We start from the raw sequence: 15,247 nt of genomic DNA on the forward strand, positions 1-15,247 counted from the left end.
CGGAGAGAGCAGCAGAATCCGTCCATCCTGTTAAAATGCCCGCCCATTTCGCTACAGACCCCTTTTTTCGTCATGTCCCGACTCAATCCCCGGCAGCAAGAAGCCGTGAACTACGTCGGCGGCCCTCTTTTGGTGCTCGCCGGTGCTGGCTCCGGCAAGACCAGTGTAATCACGCGCAAGATCGCCCACCTGATCCAGAACTGCGGCATTCGCGCGCAGTACATCGTCGCCATGACCTTCACCAACAAGGCCGCGCGGGAGATGAAGGAACGGGTCGGCACCCTGCTGCGCAGTGGCGAGGGCCGCGGCCTGACCGTGTCGACCTTCCACAACCTGGGGCTGAACATCATCCGCAAGGAGCATGTGCGACTGGGCTACAAGCCGGGCTTCTCGATCTTCGACGAGACCGACGTCAAGGCCCTGATGACCGACATCATGCAAAAGGAATACTCGGGCGACGACGGCGTCGACGAGATCAAGAACATGATCGGCGCCTGGAAGAACGACCTGATCCTGCCGGCCCAGGCCCTGGAAAACGCGCGCAACCCCAAGGAGCAGACCGCGGCCATCGTCTACACCCACTACCAGCGCACGCTCAAGGCGTTCAACGCGGTGGACTTCGACGACCTGATCCTGCTGCCGGTGAAGCTGTTCGAGGAACACGCCGACATCCTGGAGAAGTGGCAGAACAAGGTGCGCTACCTGCTGGTGGACGAATACCAGGACACCAACGCCAGCCAGTACCTGCTGGTGAAAATGCTCATCGGCAAGCGCAACCAGTTCACCGTGGTGGGCGACGACGACCAGTCGATCTATGCCTGGCGCGGCGCCCGCCCGGAAAACCTGATGCTGCTCAAGGAAGACTACCCGTCCTTGAAGGTGGTGATGCTCGAGCAGAACTACCGCTCCACCAGCCGCATCCTGCGCTGCGCCAACGTGCTGATCTCCAACAACCCCCACGAGTTCGAGAAACAGCTGTGGAGCGAGATGGGCCATGGCGACGAGATCCGCGTGATCCGCTGCCGCAACGAGGACGCCGAGGCCGAGCGGGTGGCGATGGAAATCCTCAGCCTGCACTTGCGCACCGACCGGCCCTACAGCGATTTCGCGATCCTCTATCGCGGCAACTACCAGGCCAAGCTGATCGAGCTGAAGCTGCAGCATCACCAGATTCCCTATCGCCTGTCGGGCGGCAACAGCTTCTTCGGGCGCCAGGAAGTGAAGGACCTGATGGCCTACTTCCGCCTGATCGTGAACCCGGACGACGACAACGCCTTCCTGCGGGTGATCAACGTGCCGCGCCGGGAAATCGGCTCCACCACCCTGGAAAAACTCGGCAACTACGCCACCGAACGCAAGATCTCGATGTACGCCGCCACCGACGAAATCGGCCTGGGCGAGCACCTGGACAGCCGCTTCACCGACCGCCTGGCGCGCTTCAAGCGCTTCATGGACAAGGTGCGCGAGCAGTGCGCCGGCGAAGACCCGATTTCCGCCCTGCGCAGCATGGTCATGGACATCGACTACGAGAACTGGCTGCGCACCAACAGCTCCAGCGACAAGGCCGCCGACTACCGCATGGGTAACGTGTGGTTTCTGATCGAAGCGCTGAAGAACACCCTGGAAAAAGACGAAGACGGCGAAATGACCGTCGAAGACGCCATCGGCAAACTGGTGTTGCGCGACATGCTGGAGCGTCAGCAGGAAGAGGAAGACGGCGCCGAAGGCGTGCAGATGATGACCCTGCATGCCTCCAAGGGCCTGGAATTCCCCTATGTGTTCATCATGGGCATGGAGGAGGAAATCCTCCCCCACCGCTCCAGTATCGAAGCCGACACCATCGAGGAAGAACGCCGCCTGGCCTACGTGGGCATCACCCGCGCGCGCCAGACCCTGGCCTTCACCTTCGCCGCCAAGCGCAAGCAGTACGGTGAAGTCATCGACTGCGCGCCCAGCCGCTTCCTCGACGAACTGCCGCCGGACGACCTGGCGTGGGAAGGCAACGACGACACCCCGACCGAAGTCAAAGCCGTGCGTGGCAACAACGCACTGGCGGATATACGGGCGATGTTAAAGCGCTAGAATCGAGCACTTTTTAACCGCAGCATTCATTTAACCGAACACCTTTTATCAGAGCTCAGGCGCACAAGGCGTCAACAGAGGAAAGCTTCATGGAAGCACTGCACAAGAAAATCCGCGAAGAAGGCATCGTGCTTTCCGACCAGGTCCTGAAAGTCGACGCCTTTCTGAACCATCAGATCGACCCGGCCTTGATGAAGCTGATCGGCGACGAATTCGCCACGCTGTTCAAGGACTCGGGCATCACCAAGATCGTCACCATCGAAGCCTCGGGCATCGCCCCGGCGATCATGACCGGCCTGAACCTGGGCGTACCGGTGATCTTCGCGCGCAAGCACCAGTCCCTGACCCTGACCGAGAATCTGCTGTCGGCGACCGTGTACTCGTTCACCAAGCAGACCGAAAGCACCGTGGCGATTTCCCCGCGCCACCTGACCAGCAGCGACCGTGTGCTGATCATCGATGACTTCCTGGCCAACGGTAAGGCGTCCCAGGCGCTGATTTCGATCATCAAGCAGGCGGGCGCCACCGTGGCCGGCCTGGGCATCGTGATCGAGAAGTCGTTCCAGGGCGGCCGCGCCGAACTGGACGCGCAAGGCTACCGCGTGGAATCCCTGGCCCGGGTCAAGTCCCTGGCCGATGGCGTGGTGACCTTTATCTAAGAGGCTTCGCCTCTTGATCGCGGGCAAGCCTTGCTCCTACAGAGACCACCCGCTTCTGTAGGAGCAGCCGGTCGACGCTCGATTGCCCGCGATGACGCCGCCAGGCGTCTACCTCATGCCTGCGCCGTCTCCCGCAGCGCCGCCAGCAGCAAACGCTGATAGATCTCCTCGCGCCAACCATCGGGCTTCACCAACTGCATCCGCTGCAGATGCGCCAGAAACGCCTCGGGCGGTGGGGCATCCAGCGCCGCCTTGCCCAATTCGAGAATCTCGCTGAGCTTGAACTTGCTCTTCAGCCAGTTCAGCGCCCGCAGCAAATCCCGCTCCTCTGCGCTGAAATCGCTGCCCAGCGGATATTCCGGGAACAGGTGCCGGTGCCGCGCCTGGATCGCCAGCAGGCGTTGCGGGTGGTTGTCGGTAAAACGCGGATCGAGGCGGAAATCCCTGGGCAGCTTGCCGGCCTTCTGCGCCTGTTCGATCAGGCCCGGCTGGAAACGCGAGTCGCTGATATTGAGCAGCGCTTCGATGACCTTCGCATCGGTCTTGCCGCGCAGATCGGCGATGCCGTACTCGGTGACCACGATGTCCCGCAGGTGCCGCGGGATGGTGCAGTGGCCGTATTCCCAGACGATGTTGGAGCTGACCAGGCCCGCGGATTCGCGCCAGCTGCGCAGGATCAGGATCGAGCGCGCGCCTCGCAGCGCATGGCCCTGGGCGACGAAGTTGTATTGTCCGCCGACGCCACTGAGCACCCGGCCGTCTTCCAGCTGATCCGCCACCCCGGCCCCCAGCAGGGTGACCATGATCGAGCTGTTGATAAAGCGCGCGTCCAGGCGCTGCAGGCGCTTGAGTTCTTCGTGGCCGTACAGCTCGTTGATGTAGCTGATGGCGGTCATGTTGAACTCGCCGAGCTTGCTCTTGGGCAGATCCCTGAGGCGCTGGTAGAAACTGCGCGGCCCGAGGAAAAAACCGCCATGTACCGATACCCCGCCCAGCGCCTGGTTTTCATCCAGGGTCCCGGCGTTGGCCTGCTGCTGCAGGGCCACCGAAGGGTAGACCTTGCGCCGTACGATGCCGGCATCGGCCAGGGCCAGCAGGCCGTTGACGAACATCTCGCTGCAGCCATACAGGCCCTTGGCGAAAGGCTCCACCCCGCCTTCGCGCTCGATCAGCGGCTTCCAGCACTGGATCTCCAGGTCCGCCAGCAGCGCCCGATAACCGTCGTTGTCCGCCTGGCGCGCCAGCAACGCCGCCGTCAATGCGTCGCCCATGGAGCCGATGCCGATCTGCAGGGTGCCGCCGTCGCGCACCAGGGTGCTGGCGTGCAGGCCGATAAAGTGATCCTGGAACCCCACCGGCATGTTCGGCGTGGAAAACAGCGTGCTGCCCTCCTCTTCGTCGATCAACAGGTCGAAGGTGGCGGCGTCGATTTCGGCGTCGCCTGGCATATAAGGCAGGTCGCGATGCACCTGGCCCAGCAGCAGGATGGTTTCGCCGGCGGCACGTCGCTCGGCGATCATCGGCAACAGGTCGAGGGTGATGTCGGGGTTGCAACTCAGGCTCAGGCGGTCGGCTTGCTGCGGGTCCCGGGCCACCAGTTGCGCGACCAGATTGAGGCCGGCGGCATTGATGTCGCGCGCGGCGTGGCTGTAGTTGCTGCAGACATAATCCTGCTGCGCCGCCGGGCTGTTGAGCAGGCTGCCGGGCTGCATGAAGAACTGTTCGATATGGATATTGGCCGGCACCTGGTTGCGGTGCAGGTCGGCGAGGAAGTCCAGCTCGGGGTAGTCGCCGAAGACCTGCTCGATGAAAGGCTCGAGGAAGCGCCGTTGCAGGCCATCGCCCAGCGGCGGGCGGCCCAGGCTCAGGGCGGTGTAAATGGTCAGTTGGCGCTCGGGCAGTTGCGCGATGCGACGATACAGGGCATTGGCGAAGCGGTTGGGTTTGCCCAGCCCCAGGGGCATGCCCATGTGAATATGCGCCGGCAAGCGTGCCAGGACCTCATCGATCGCCCGCTCGATAGAACATGACTGCACCATCCGATCCTCCAGTACCTTCCATGAATTTGAGGTTGGACCGAGCTTGCCGGGTCTTTGCTGCAATGAACAGTAGCGGCCGAATCGCAGGCATGAAAAAAGCCGCTCGTGAGCGGCTTTTTTGCGCAAGATCCGTGCTTATTTCAAACCGGACATCTTCTGGATGGCGCCTTTGAGCTCTTCATCGGAGCAGTCGGCGCAGGTGCCTTTAGGCGGCATCGCGTTGATACCGGTAATGGCCTTGGCCAGGATGCCGTCGAGGCCACCCTGGTGATCCGCGCGCTCTTTCCAGGCAGCGGCGTCGCCGATTTTCGGCGCGCCCAGCAGGCCGGAGCCGTGGCAAGCATTGCAATGCTTGGCAATCACTTCGTCTGGAGTCTTCGCACCACCGCCACCGGCGGCAACAGCGACTTCCATACCCTTGCATTCCTGACCCTGGACGCAGACCTGGCCAACCGGCTCAAGGCGCTTGGCAATGTCGTCGTTAGTCGCAGCTTGAGCGCTGACAGCCCAGAGGGCCAATACGGTTGCTGGTGCAGCCAGCATTTTCATAATTAGGTTCACGCGTACACCCTCAATGGTGGCTAGTCACGCCCACGGCCACGGTTTCGCGGGCGGGCGCAAGTATAGCGGTTAGCCCGCCACTCTGAAACAACCCTAGATTCAAAGGGGGATTAGAGAGAGGCGAAATGCTGCTTCGGGCACCGCTGCAATCCTTGCAGGACGCCTCTTCTATTAGAAGTTCGCGGGCGTGGCTGCGCTGATTAGTCGCGCGGGTGCATCGAAAGGATTACGGAAACGGTGCGGCTTGGTGCTTTCGAAATAGTAGCTGTCACCGGCTTCGAGCACGAATGTCTCAAGACCCACCACCAGCTCCAGGCGTCCTTCCACGAGAATCCCGGTTTCTTCGCCTTCATGGGTGAGCATCTCTTCACCGGTATCGGCGCCCGGCGGATAGATCTCGTTGAGAAAAGCGATCGCCCGGCTCGGATGTGCCCGGCCCACCAACTTCATGGTCACCGCACCATCGGAAATATCGATCAACTCGTTGGCTTTGTAGACGATCTGGGTGGGTTTTTCCTGGAGGATTTCTTCCGAGAAAAACTCGACCATCGACATGGGAATGCCGCCAAGAACCTTTCTCAGCGAACTGATCGAGGGGCTGACGCTGTTCTTCTCGATCATCGAAATGGTGCTGTTGGTGACGCCCGCGCGCTTGGCGAGTTCACGCTGGGAAAGGCCTTTGAGTTTACGGATGGATTGCAGTCGTTCACCGACGTCCAATGCGGCAGCCTCCTAGGGATCAGGCGTTGTTGTAGTTGAGCGTTATCATGGCGATAGCGTTCAGTATTTACAACACTTGGGCCCCAATCCCAGGGGGCAAGGCGACTTTCGGCAATGCGCTGTGCCGCTCAGTCCCCGGAATAGACGCGTGGCACCCGGCGCAGGTTGCAGAACAGCTGGTAAGGAATGGTATCGGCGGCGGCCGCCAGCTCGCTGGCAAGGATGTTCTTGCCCCACAACTCGACGGTAGAACCCAGCCCGGCCTCTGGCACGTCGGTCAGGTCGATGCACAGCATGTCCATGGAAACCCGGCCGAGCAGCTGGGTACGCTGCCCCGCCACCAGCACCGGCGCACCGGTCGGCGCATGCCGCGGATAACCGTCGGCGTACCCCATGGCCACCACGCCGATCCGCATCGGCCGTGGTGTGACGAATTTGGCGCCGTACCCCACCGGCTCGCCGGCCGGCAGTTCGCGCACACAGATCACCTTCGACTCCAGGGTCATCACCGGTTGCAGGCGCGCGGCCAGTGGGTGCGGTTCTTCGAACGGGGTCGAGCCATACAGCATGATGCCGGGACGCACCCAGTCGCTGGGGATGTGCGGCCAGCCGAGCACGGCTGGCGAGTTGCGCAGGCTGATCTCGGCGGACAAGCCCTGGCGCGCCGCCTCGAACACCGCGACCTGCTCGTCGCTGCTGCTGCAGCTGAGCTCGTCGGCGCGGGCGAAATGGCTCATCAATACGATCTTCGCCACCTTGCCGCTGGCCAGCAGCCGCTGATAGGCCGGCTGGTAATCCTTGGGATGCAGGCCGACGCGGTGCATGCCCGAATCCAGCTTAAGCCATACCGTCAGCGGCTTGGCGACGGTGGCCTGCTCGATGGCCTCCAGCTGCCACAGCGAATGCACCACGCACCAGAAATCATGTTCGACGATCAGGTCCAGCTCATCGGCCTCGAAAAAACCTTCAAGCAGCAATATCGGCGCGCGAATCCCCGCCGCACGCAGCTCCAGGGCTTCTTCAATACAGGCCACGGCAAAGCCGTCGGCCTCGGCTTCCAGTGCCTGGGCACAGCGCACCGCGCCATGGCCATAGGCATCGGCCTTGATCACCGCGAGCGCACGGGCGCCCGGCGAGGCTTCGCGGGCCAGTTGGTAGTTGTGACGCAGGGCTTGAAGATCGATCAGGGCACGGGCAGGACGCATGGCGGCAGACTTCTAGGCGGTCATGTGGGAAGAAAAAACCGGCGCTGGCGGATGGCGTGAGCCATCCATTAACAGCACCGGGAGAGGGATCTTGCTTAAGGCAGAGCGGCCACGACGGACAACTCGACCAGGATTTCCGGTTCGCAGAGCTTGGCTTCGACGGTTGCGCGGGCCGGGGCGACGCCTTTCGGCAGCCACTGGTCCCATACGCTGTTCATCCCGGCGAAGTGCGCATCGATGTCCTTCAGGTAGATGGTCACCGACAGCAGGCGCGACTTGTCGGTGCCGGCCAGGTCCAGCAAACGCTCGATGTTGGCGAGGGTTTCACGGGTCTGCTGCTCAATCCCCGCGTTCAGGTCGTCGCCGACTTGCCCAGCCAGATACACGGTACCGCTGTGGACGACGATCTGGCTCATGCGCTCATTGGTGAGCTGGCGCTGGATTGACATGTTTTGCAGGCTCCTGAGGATTACCGTAACGAGAAATATCGAGACCTTCGGCGCTGATCTGCGGCTTTTTCTTCGCCATCAGATCGGCCAGCAGACGACCGGAACCACAGGCCATGGTCCAGCCAAGCGTGCCATGACCGGTGTTCAAGAACAGGTTGCGCATGGGCGTGGCGCCAACGATCGGCGTGCCGTCCGGGGTGGTGGGACGCAGGCCGGTCCAGAAACTGGCCTGGGACAGATCACCGCCCTGAGGATAAAGATCGTTGACGATCATCTCCAGCGTTTCGCGCCGACGCGGGTTCAGCGAGAGGTCAAAACCGGCGATTTCCGCCATGCCGCCAACGCGAATACGGTTGTCGAAACGGGTGATCGCCACCTTGTAGGTTTCGTCGAGAATGGTCGAAGTCGGGGCCATGGCCGGGTTGGTGATCGGCACGGTCAGCGAGTAACCCTTGAGCGGATACACCGGGGCCTTGATACCCAGTGGCTTGAGCAGTTGTGGCGAGTAGCTGCCGAGGGCCAGCACGTAGCGGTCGGCGGTTTCCAGCTTGCCGTCGATCCAGACACCGTTGATGCGGTCGCCGGCGAAGTCCAGGCGCTGGATGTCCTGGTCGAAGCGGAACTCCACACCCAGCTTGGTGCACATTTGCGCCAGGCGCGTGGTGAACATCTGGCAGTCGCCAGTCTGGTCGTTCGGCAGGCGCAGGGCGCCGGCCAGGATGTCGGTGACGCTGGCCAGGGCCGGCTCGACGCGGGCGATGCCTTCACGGTCCAGCAGTTCGAAAGGCACGCCGGACTCCTTGAGCACGGCGATATCCTTGGCCGCGCCATCCAGTTGCGCCTGGGTGCGGAACAGCTGGGTGGTCCCCAGGCTGCGGCCTTCATAGGCGATGCCGGTTTCCGCGCGCAGTTCGTCGAGGCAGTCGCGGCTGTACTCGGACAGGCGGACCATGCGCTCCTTGTTCACCGCATAGCGGGCAGCAGTGCAGTTGCGCAGCATCTGCGCCATCCACAGGTATTGATCGATGTCGGCGGTGGCCTTGATCGCCAGCGGCGCGTGGCGCTGCAGCAACCACTTGATGGCCTTGAGCGGAACGCCCGGCGCGGCCCAGGGCGAGGCATAACCCGGCGAAACCTGGCCGGCGTTGGCGAAGCTGGTTTCCATGGCAACGGCCGGCTGACGGTCGACGACGGTCACTTCGAAACCGGCACGGGCCAGATAGTAGGCACTGGTGGTACCGATCACGCCGCTACCCAAGACCAGAACGCGCATTTTCATATCCCTCATCGCGGATAACCGCTGACGTTTGTTATTCAGAGCGAAGATGCGCGCAGTATAAAAAGCAACGGCCAGTGCTTTTCACTATATAAACGCCTATATTTGGCGAGAATTCTCGGCAAAAACCCTTTTCACGGAGGCGCATCCCCTATGCGTACCAACCACCAGACAAAGCGTGAGCTGGACAAGATAGATCGCAATATCCTGCGCATCCTGCAGGCCGATGGGCGCATCTCCTTTACCGAGCTGGGGGAAAAGGTCGGGCTGTCGACCACGCCATGCACCGAGCGGGTCCGCCGCCTGGAGCGCGAAGGCATCATCATGGGCTACAACGCCCGGCTCAACCCGCAGCACCTCAAGGGTAGCCTGCTGGTGTTTGTCGAAATCAGCCTGGACTACAAGTCCGGCGACACCTTCGAGGAGTTCCGCCGCGCCGTGCTGAAACTGCCGCACGTACTGGAATGCCACCTGGTGTCGGGGGACTTCGACTACCTGGTGAAGGCGCGGATTTCCGAAATGGCCTCGTACCGCAAACTGCTGGGCGACATCCTGCTCAAGCTGCCCCACGTGCGCGAATCCAAGAGCTATATCGTGATGGAAGAGGTGAAAGAGAGCCTGAGCCTGCCGATTCCGGATTGATTGCAACGAGCCGGGACCAGTGTTGTCAGGGTAATCGCTATCGCGGGCAATCGAGCGTCGACCGGCCGCTCCTACGGGATCTGTGCAACCTGTAGGAGCGAGGCTTGCCCGCGATGGCTTTGGGTCAGACCAGCACCTGCCGGGTGCTCGCCATGTATTCATGGATCTGCTTCTCCACCCGCGGGTGGATCAGCTCCACCGGGCGCCGACCATTGGGGCATGGCAGGCTCGGCGTGGTGCCGAACAGGCGACAGATCAGCGGCCGCTCGTCATACACCGTGCAGCCATTGGGCCCCAGGTGCACACAGTTCAGCTCTTCCATCGCCGCGTCCTGCTCGGCCCGGGTCTTGCGCGGCAGGCGCGACATCTCTTCGGTCGAAGTGGTGACCGGACCACAGCAGTCGTGACAGCCAGGCACGCACTCGAACGAGGGGATCTGCTGTCGGAGCGTGCGGACTTTCTGGCTGTTGCAGCTCATCGAAGCGTTTACCGGGAGTCTGGGGAGGCCGCGATTTTGCCCTAAAAGCCTTGTGGCAGACAGCACTGGCCGACCAATGTTGCCGCGCCGGAAAGGTCCGGCTTATGCTCCGTCAAATTTTCCAAACACACGAATCAGGATGATCCACATGAACACCCGTGCTCAGCCGTCGGGGCCAGGCCATTCGCACCCCGCCTCCTACTACGCCGCCAGCAGCCTACCCCAGCCCGATTATCCGGCGCTGGCCGGCGAGCATCAGGCGGACGTATGCGTGGTCGGCGGCGGCTTCTCCGGGCTCAACACCGCGATCGAGCTGGCCGAGCGCGGGCTCAGCGTCATTCTGCTGGAAGCGCGCAAAATCGGCTGGGGCGCCAGCGGGCGCAACGGCGGGCAACTGATTCGCGGAGTGGGTCACGGCCTCGAGCAGTTCGCCCCAGTCATCGGCGAAGACGGCGTACGCCAGATGAAACTGATGGGCCTGGAAGCGGTGGAAATCGTCCGCCAGCGTATCGAGCGTTTCCAGATTCCCTGCGACCTGACCTGGGGTTATTGCGACCTGGCCAACAAACCGCGCGACCTCGAAGGTTTCGCCGAAGACGCCCAAGAGCTGCGCGACCTGGGCTATCGCCATGCAACCCGCCTGCTGCAAGCCAACGAGATGCACAGCGTGGTGGGTTCCGACCGTTACGTCGGCGGCCTGATCGACATGGGCTCGGGGCACCTGCACCCGCTGAACCTGGCCCTGGGCGAAGCCGCGGTCGCGCAGCAACTGGGCGTGCGCCTGTTCGAACACTCGGCCGTGACCCGCATCGATTACGGGCCGCAGGTCAAAGTCCATACCGCCCAGGGCTCGGTGCGCGCCAACACCCTGGTGCTGGGCTGCAACGCCTACCTCAACGATCTCAACCCGCAACTGGGTGGCAAGGTGCTGCCCGCCGGCAGTTACATCATCGCCACCGAACCCTTGAGCGAAGAGCTGGCCCACGCCCTGTTGCCGCAGAATATGGCGGTCTGCGACCAGCGGGTGGCCCTGGACTATTACCGCCTTTCAGCCGACCGGCGCTTGCTGTTCGGCGGCGCCTGCCACTATTCCGGCCGCGACCCGCGGGACATTGCCGCTTATATGCGGCCGAAGATGCTGCAGGTGTTCCCGCAACTGGCGGCGGTGAAGATCGACTATCAATGGGGCGGCATGATCGGCATCAGCGCCAACCGCCTGCCGCAGATCGGCCGTCTAAAAGACCAGCCCAATGTGTATTACGCCCAGGCCTACTCGGGCCACGGCGTGAATGCCACGCACCTGGCCGGCAAGTTGCTGGCCGAAGCCATCAGCGGCCAGCAGGGCGGTGGTTTCGATCTGTTCGCCCAGGTCCCGCACATCACCTTCCCGGGCGGCAAGCACCTGCGTTCGCCGCTGCTGGCGCTGGGGATGCTCTGGCATCGGCTGAAAGAACTGGTCTGAAGGCATTTGTAGCCACCACACGACAGGCATGAAAAAGGCCGCATCCGGGGAAATCGGATGCGGCCTTTTCGGTCGCTGCGCAACCGATCGCAGGCTGCGCCAGCGGCTACCGATCAGCGAGGGCCTTCAAAGCCGCCAGAACGGCTTGAGCCCTTCCTGCCGAGCCTGTTCGCGACTCAGGCCGATATCGCGCAACTGTTCGGTGGTCAGCTCAAGCAGTGCCTTGCGTGTACGCAGTCGATGCCAGTACAGGCCCCAGAGACCGAGGCCGGACGGCGCATTGTGGACGGACGTCGCCCCTGCTGCCCGCTCCTGCCCAGCCGCCAGTTCCTGACTGTGTAACGACAGACGTACATCGCTCAAGCCGTTCATTTTTGCTGCTCCTGTTTACTTGGGTCGCTATGAGCAGACATCATGCGCGGGAGCCAAAAACCATTACAGATTCAAAGCACCGCTATTATCTCCATACAGAATTTCCCCTATCCGGGCTGAATCCTGTAATTTTGCGCCATCTGTACTGGTTACCCGATTCAATCACCCCGAGGCTGCGCCATGACCCTGTATGTCAATCTCGCCGAACTGCTGGGCACACGTATCGAACAAGGCTTCTATCGCCCCGGCGACCGACTGCCGTCGGTACGGGCCTTGAGTGTGGAACACGGGGTCAGCCTGAGCACCGTGCAGCAGGCTTATCGGGTTCTGGAAGACAGCGGCCTGGCGACGCCCAAGCCCAAGTCCGGCTACTTCGTGCCGGTCAGCCGCGAGCTGCCGGCACTGCCCGCGGTGGGTCGCCCGGCGCAGCGGCCGGTGGAGATTTCGCAGTGGGACCAGGTGCTGGAACTGATCCGCAGCGTGCCGCGCAAGGACATCGTCCAGCTGGGTCGCGGCATGCCCGACGTCACCAGCCCGACCCTCAAGCCCCTGCTGCGCGGGCTCGCCCGCATCAGCCGGCGCCAGGACATGCCCGGTCTGTATTACGACACCATCTACGGCGTGCACGAACTGCGTGAACAGCTGGCACGGCTGATGCTCGATTCCGGTTGCCAGCTCGGCGCCAACGACCTGGTGATCACCACCGGCTGCCATGAAGCCTTGTCCACCAGCATCCGTGCCACCTGCGAGCCCGGGGATATAGTCGCCGTCGACTCGCCGAGCTTCCATGGCGCCATGCAGACCCTCAAGGGCCTGGGCATGAAGGCCCTGGAAATCCCCACCGACCCACTCACCGGCATCAGCCTCGACGCCCTGGAACTGGCCCTGGAGCAATGGCCGATCAAGGCCATACAGTTGACCCCCAACTGCAACAACCCGCTGGGCTATATCATGCCGGAGTCGCGCAAGCGGGCCCTGCTGACCCTGGCCCAGCGCTTCGATGTGGCGATCATCGAAGACGATGTGTATGGCGAGCTGTCCTACACCTACCCGCGCCCGCGGACCATCAAGTCGTTCGACGACGATGGCCGGGTGCTGCTGTGCAGTTCCTTTTCCAAGACCCTGGCGCCGGGCCTGCGCATCGGCTGGGTCGCCCCCGGGCGCTATCTGGAACGAGTGCTGCACATGAAATACATCAGCACCGGCTCCACCGCGCCGCAGCCGCAGATCGCCATCGCCGAGTTCCTCAAGAGCGGCAATTTCGAGCCGCACCTGCGGCGCATGCGCACCCAGTACCAGCGCAATCGCGACCTGATGATCGACTGGGTCAGCCGCTATTTCCCCACGGGTACCCGCGCCAGCCGGCCGCAGGGCGGGTTCATGCTGTGGGTCGAACTGCCGGAAGGTTTCGATACCCTGCGCCTGAACCGCGCGCTGCTCGGCCAGGGCGTGCAGATTGCCGTGGGCAGCATCTTTTCGGCCTCGGGCAAGTACCGCAACTGCCTGCGGATGAACTACGCTGCCAAGCCAACGGCACAGATCGAGGAAGCCGTGCGCAAAGTCGGCGCAGCCGCCATCAAGCTGCTGGCTGAAGATTGCGCCACGGACTGACCTTTTCCTGTGAAACCGGCGTCACAGCTAGACCATCGCAGCGATTCGAGATGAGCTGACTTGAGATCCAGACAGGCCCTGGCCTTCCTTATGCTGATCGCGCTGTGCCTGAGCGGCTGCGTCAGCCTCGATGTGCCTCACGAGCCCAGCCAGGCACTGCCGGCCACCGACTCGGCCTTCGGTCGCTCGATCCAGGCCCAGGCCGCCCCCTATCAGGGACGCTCGGGCTTTCGCCTGCTGTCCGACAGCAGCGAAGCCTTCATGGCCCGCGCCGAGCTGATCCGCAACGCCCAAAGCAGCCTCGACCTGCAGTACTACATCGTCCATGACGGCATCAGCACCCGGATGCTGGTGGACGAACTGCTCAAGGCCGCCGACCGCGGCGTGCGCATCCGCATTCTGCTGGACGACACCACCAGCGACGGCCTGGACCAGATCATGGCCACCCTCGCCGCCCATCCGCGGATACAGATCCGCCTGTTCAACCCCCTGCACCTGGGGCGCAGTACCGGCGTGACCCGTGCCATGGGGCGCCTGTTCAACCTGTCGCTGCAACATCGACGCATGCACAACAAGCTGTGGCTGGCGGACAACAGCGCGGCCATCGTCGGCGGGCGCAACCTGGGGGACGAGTACTTCGACGCCGAACCCAACCTGAACTTCACCGACATCGACATCCTCGGTTTCGGCCCGGTGGCCGAACAGCTCGGGCACAGCTTCGACCAGTACTGGAACAGCGCCCTGAGCAAACCCATCGGCGAGTTTCTGTCGCGCCTGCCATCGGCCCGGGAGTTGGCCAACACCCGGCTGCGCCTGCAGCAATCGCTGGACGACGCCCAGCAGCAGGAGCATGCCCTGTTCCAGGAACTCAAGGCCTATCGGACCCAGCCACGCATGGACGTCTGGCGCAAAGAGCTGATCTGGGCCTGGAACCAGGCGCTGTGGGATGCCCCCAGCAAGGTCCTGTCCAACGGCGAGCCCGACCCGCACCTGCTGTTGACCACCCAGCTGGCGCCGGAGCTACAGAGCGTCAGTAAAGAGTTGATGATGGTTTCGGCCTATTTCGTCCCCGGCCAGCCAGGCCTGGTCTACCTCACCGGACGTGCCGACGCCGGGGTTGCGGTGAGCCTGCTGACCAACTCCCTGGAAGCCACCGACGTGCCGGCGGTCCACGGCGGCTACGCGCCGTATCGCAAGGCGCTGCTGCAACACGGCGTGAAACTCTATGAACTGCGACGCCAACCCGGTAACGGCGGCGGCAGCGGTCCTCATCTGTTCTATAGCGCGTCGTATCCTGGCTCGGACTCCAGCCTGCACAGCAAGGCGATGATTTTCGACCGCCAGAAATCCTTTATCGGCTCCTTCAATTTCGACCCGCGCTCGGTGCTGTGGAACACCGAAGTCGGGGTGCTGGTGGACAGCCCCGAGCTGGCCGAACGCGTTCGCGGCCTGGCGCTGCAAGGCATGGCGCCGGCCCTGAGCTACGAGGCGAAGCTGCAGGACGGCAAGCTGGTCTGGGTCACCGAAGACAACCAGCAACTGCACACCCTGACCCGCGAGCCTGGCAGCTGGTGGCGGCGCTTCAATGCCTGGATGAGCAATACCATCGGCCTCGAACGGATGCTCTGAGCCCAGCCCTTGCAGGAGCGAGGCTTGCCCGCGATAGCGGAACTACATTCAATCAAGATGTT

The 15,247-nt window shown here is 62.9% G+C and carries 14 protein-coding genes; 6 read left to right on the forward strand and 8 right to left on the reverse strand.

Annotated elements, in window-relative coordinates; all coding sequences use genetic code 11:
- Positions 1-72 precede the first annotated feature (72 nt).
- Positions 73-2,082 (forward strand): DNA helicase Rep, encoded by a 2,010-nt coding sequence (gene rep / locus J4E58_RS21175; RefSeq protein ID WP_007932416.1) that lies wholly within the window; start codon positions 73-75, stop codon positions 2,080-2,082.
- Positions 2,083-2,171: 89 nt separating this feature from the next.
- Positions 2,172-2,741 (forward strand): xanthine phosphoribosyltransferase, encoded by a 570-nt coding sequence (locus J4E58_RS21180; protein ID WP_007932417.1) that lies wholly within the window; start codon positions 2,172-2,174, stop codon positions 2,739-2,741.
- 113 nt (positions 2,742-2,854) lie between these two features.
- Here the strand turns inward: J4E58_RS21180 and J4E58_RS21185 are convergent, their stop codons facing one another.
- The 6 genes from J4E58_RS21185 to dadA form a co-directional block, all read right to left on the reverse strand.
- The gene (locus J4E58_RS21185; protein ID WP_087087552.1) at positions 2,855-4,780 is read right to left on the reverse strand and encodes an acetyl-CoA hydrolase/transferase C-terminal domain-containing protein; all 1,926 of its coding nucleotides are present in this window, start codon (positions 4,778-4,780) and stop codon (positions 2,855-2,857) included.
- A 135-nt stretch (positions 4,781-4,915) separates the two neighbouring features.
- Positions 4,916-5,329: a cytochrome c5 family protein gene (locus J4E58_RS21190; protein ID WP_009046174.1), complete on the reverse strand. Its 414-nt coding sequence runs from the start codon at positions 5,327-5,329 to the stop codon at positions 4,916-4,918.
- Between the two features lie 183 nt (positions 5,330-5,512).
- A complete protein-coding gene (locus J4E58_RS21195) occupies positions 5,513-6,061 on the reverse strand; it encodes a cupin domain-containing protein (RefSeq protein WP_007932420.1) in 549 nt (182 codons plus the stop codon).
- Positions 6,062-6,189: 128 nt separating this feature from the next.
- Positions 6,190-7,266, reverse strand: coding sequence for an alanine racemase (alr, locus tag J4E58_RS21200; protein ID WP_053263099.1), 1,077 nt, complete (start codon positions 7,264-7,266; stop codon positions 6,190-6,192).
- 95 nt (positions 7,267-7,361) lie between these two features.
- Positions 7,362-7,715 carry a RidA family protein gene (locus tag J4E58_RS21205; RefSeq protein WP_009046176.1) on the reverse strand — a complete coding sequence of 118 codons (354 nt, stop codon included), beginning with the start codon at positions 7,713-7,715 and terminating at the stop codon, positions 7,362-7,364.
- Positions 7,687-8,988 (reverse strand): D-amino acid dehydrogenase, encoded by a 1,302-nt coding sequence (gene dadA / locus J4E58_RS21210; RefSeq protein ID WP_053263273.1) that lies wholly within the window; start codon positions 8,986-8,988, stop codon positions 7,687-7,689. Before dadA ends, J4E58_RS21205 begins: the two co-directional genes overlap by 29 nt.
- Positions 8,989-9,144: 156 nt before the next feature.
- On the opposite strand from dadA, the gene J4E58_RS21215 reads away from it, so the two are divergent.
- Positions 9,145-9,633 carry an Lrp/AsnC ligand binding domain-containing protein gene (locus tag J4E58_RS21215; protein ID WP_007932443.1) on the forward strand — a complete coding sequence of 163 codons (489 nt, stop codon included), beginning with the start codon at positions 9,145-9,147 and terminating at the stop codon, positions 9,631-9,633.
- 124 nt (positions 9,634-9,757) lie between these two features.
- Here J4E58_RS21215 and J4E58_RS21220 read toward each other — a convergent pair whose 3' ends face one another.
- Positions 9,758-10,111 (reverse strand): YkgJ family cysteine cluster protein, encoded by a 354-nt coding sequence (locus tag J4E58_RS21220; RefSeq protein ID WP_087087550.1) that lies wholly within the window; start codon positions 10,109-10,111, stop codon positions 9,758-9,760.
- Positions 10,112-10,259: 148 nt separating this feature from the next.
- On the opposite strand from J4E58_RS21220, the gene J4E58_RS21225 reads away from it, so the two are divergent.
- A complete protein-coding gene (locus tag J4E58_RS21225) occupies positions 10,260-11,573 on the forward strand; it encodes an FAD-binding oxidoreductase (protein WP_087087548.1) in 1,314 nt (437 codons plus the stop codon).
- Positions 11,574-11,699: 126 nt separating this feature from the next.
- Here the strand turns inward: J4E58_RS21225 and J4E58_RS21230 are convergent, their stop codons facing one another.
- Complete coding sequence (locus tag J4E58_RS21230; protein ID WP_007921094.1) at positions 11,700-11,945, reverse strand: DUF1127 domain-containing protein; 246 nt, start codon at positions 11,943-11,945, stop codon at positions 11,700-11,702.
- A 180-nt stretch (positions 11,946-12,125) separates the two neighbouring features.
- Between J4E58_RS21230 and J4E58_RS21235 the strand changes: the two genes are divergently transcribed.
- Both J4E58_RS21235 and J4E58_RS21240 read left to right on the forward strand, forming a co-directional pair.
- Positions 12,126-13,556: a PLP-dependent aminotransferase family protein gene (locus tag J4E58_RS21235; protein ID WP_007921095.1), complete on the forward strand. Its 1,431-nt coding sequence runs from the start codon at positions 12,126-12,128 to the stop codon at positions 13,554-13,556.
- Positions 13,557-13,646: 90 nt separating this feature from the next.
- Complete coding sequence (locus J4E58_RS21240; protein ID WP_370686801.1) at positions 13,647-15,185, forward strand: phospholipase D family protein; 1,539 nt, start codon at positions 13,647-13,649, stop codon at positions 15,183-15,185.
- The last annotated feature ends 62 nt before the right edge of the window (positions 15,186-15,247 follow it).

The sequence above is a fragment of the Pseudomonas sp. FW305-25 genome, from assembly GCF_017351415.1.
GTDB classification, from domain to species: domain Bacteria; phylum Pseudomonadota; class Gammaproteobacteria; order Pseudomonadales; family Pseudomonadaceae; genus Aquipseudomonas; species Aquipseudomonas chlororaphis.

Coding starts and splice junctions, on each gene's coding strand:
- J4E58_RS21225 (WP_087087548.1), top strand. CDS start 10,260: ATGAACACCCGTGCTCAGCCGTCGGGGCCAGGCCATTCGCACCCCGCC.
- dadA (WP_053263273.1), bottom strand. CDS start 8,988: ATGCGCGTTCTGGTCTTGGGTAGCGGCGTGATCGGTACCACCAGTGCC.
- alr (WP_053263099.1), bottom strand. CDS start 7,266: ATGCGTCCTGCCCGTGCCCTGATCGATCTTCAAGCCCTGCGTCACAAC.
- J4E58_RS21230 (WP_007921094.1), bottom strand. CDS start 11,945: ATGAACGGCTTGAGCGATGTACGTCTGTCGTTACACAGTCAGGAACTG.
- J4E58_RS21205 (WP_009046176.1), bottom strand. CDS start 7,715: ATGTCAATCCAGCGCCAGCTCACCAATGAGCGCATGAGCCAGATCGTC.
- J4E58_RS21215 (WP_007932443.1), top strand. CDS start 9,145: ATGCGTACCAACCACCAGACAAAGCGTGAGCTGGACAAGATAGATCGC.
- J4E58_RS21240 (WP_370686801.1), top strand. CDS start 13,647: ATGCTGATCGCGCTGTGCCTGAGCGGCTGCGTCAGCCTCGATGTGCCT.
- J4E58_RS21185 (WP_087087552.1), bottom strand. CDS start 4,780: ATGGTGCAGTCATGTTCTATCGAGCGGGCGATCGATGAGGTCCTGGCA.
- J4E58_RS21190 (WP_009046174.1), bottom strand. CDS start 5,329: ATGAAAATGCTGGCTGCACCAGCAACCGTATTGGCCCTCTGGGCTGTC.
- J4E58_RS21220 (WP_087087550.1), bottom strand. CDS start 10,111: ATGAGCTGCAACAGCCAGAAAGTCCGCACGCTCCGACAGCAGATCCCC.
- J4E58_RS21235 (WP_007921095.1), top strand. CDS start 12,126: ATGACCCTGTATGTCAATCTCGCCGAACTGCTGGGCACACGTATCGAA.
- rep (WP_007932416.1), top strand. CDS start 73: ATGTCCCGACTCAATCCCCGGCAGCAAGAAGCCGTGAACTACGTCGGC.
- J4E58_RS21180 (WP_007932417.1), top strand. CDS start 2,172: ATGGAAGCACTGCACAAGAAAATCCGCGAAGAAGGCATCGTGCTTTCC.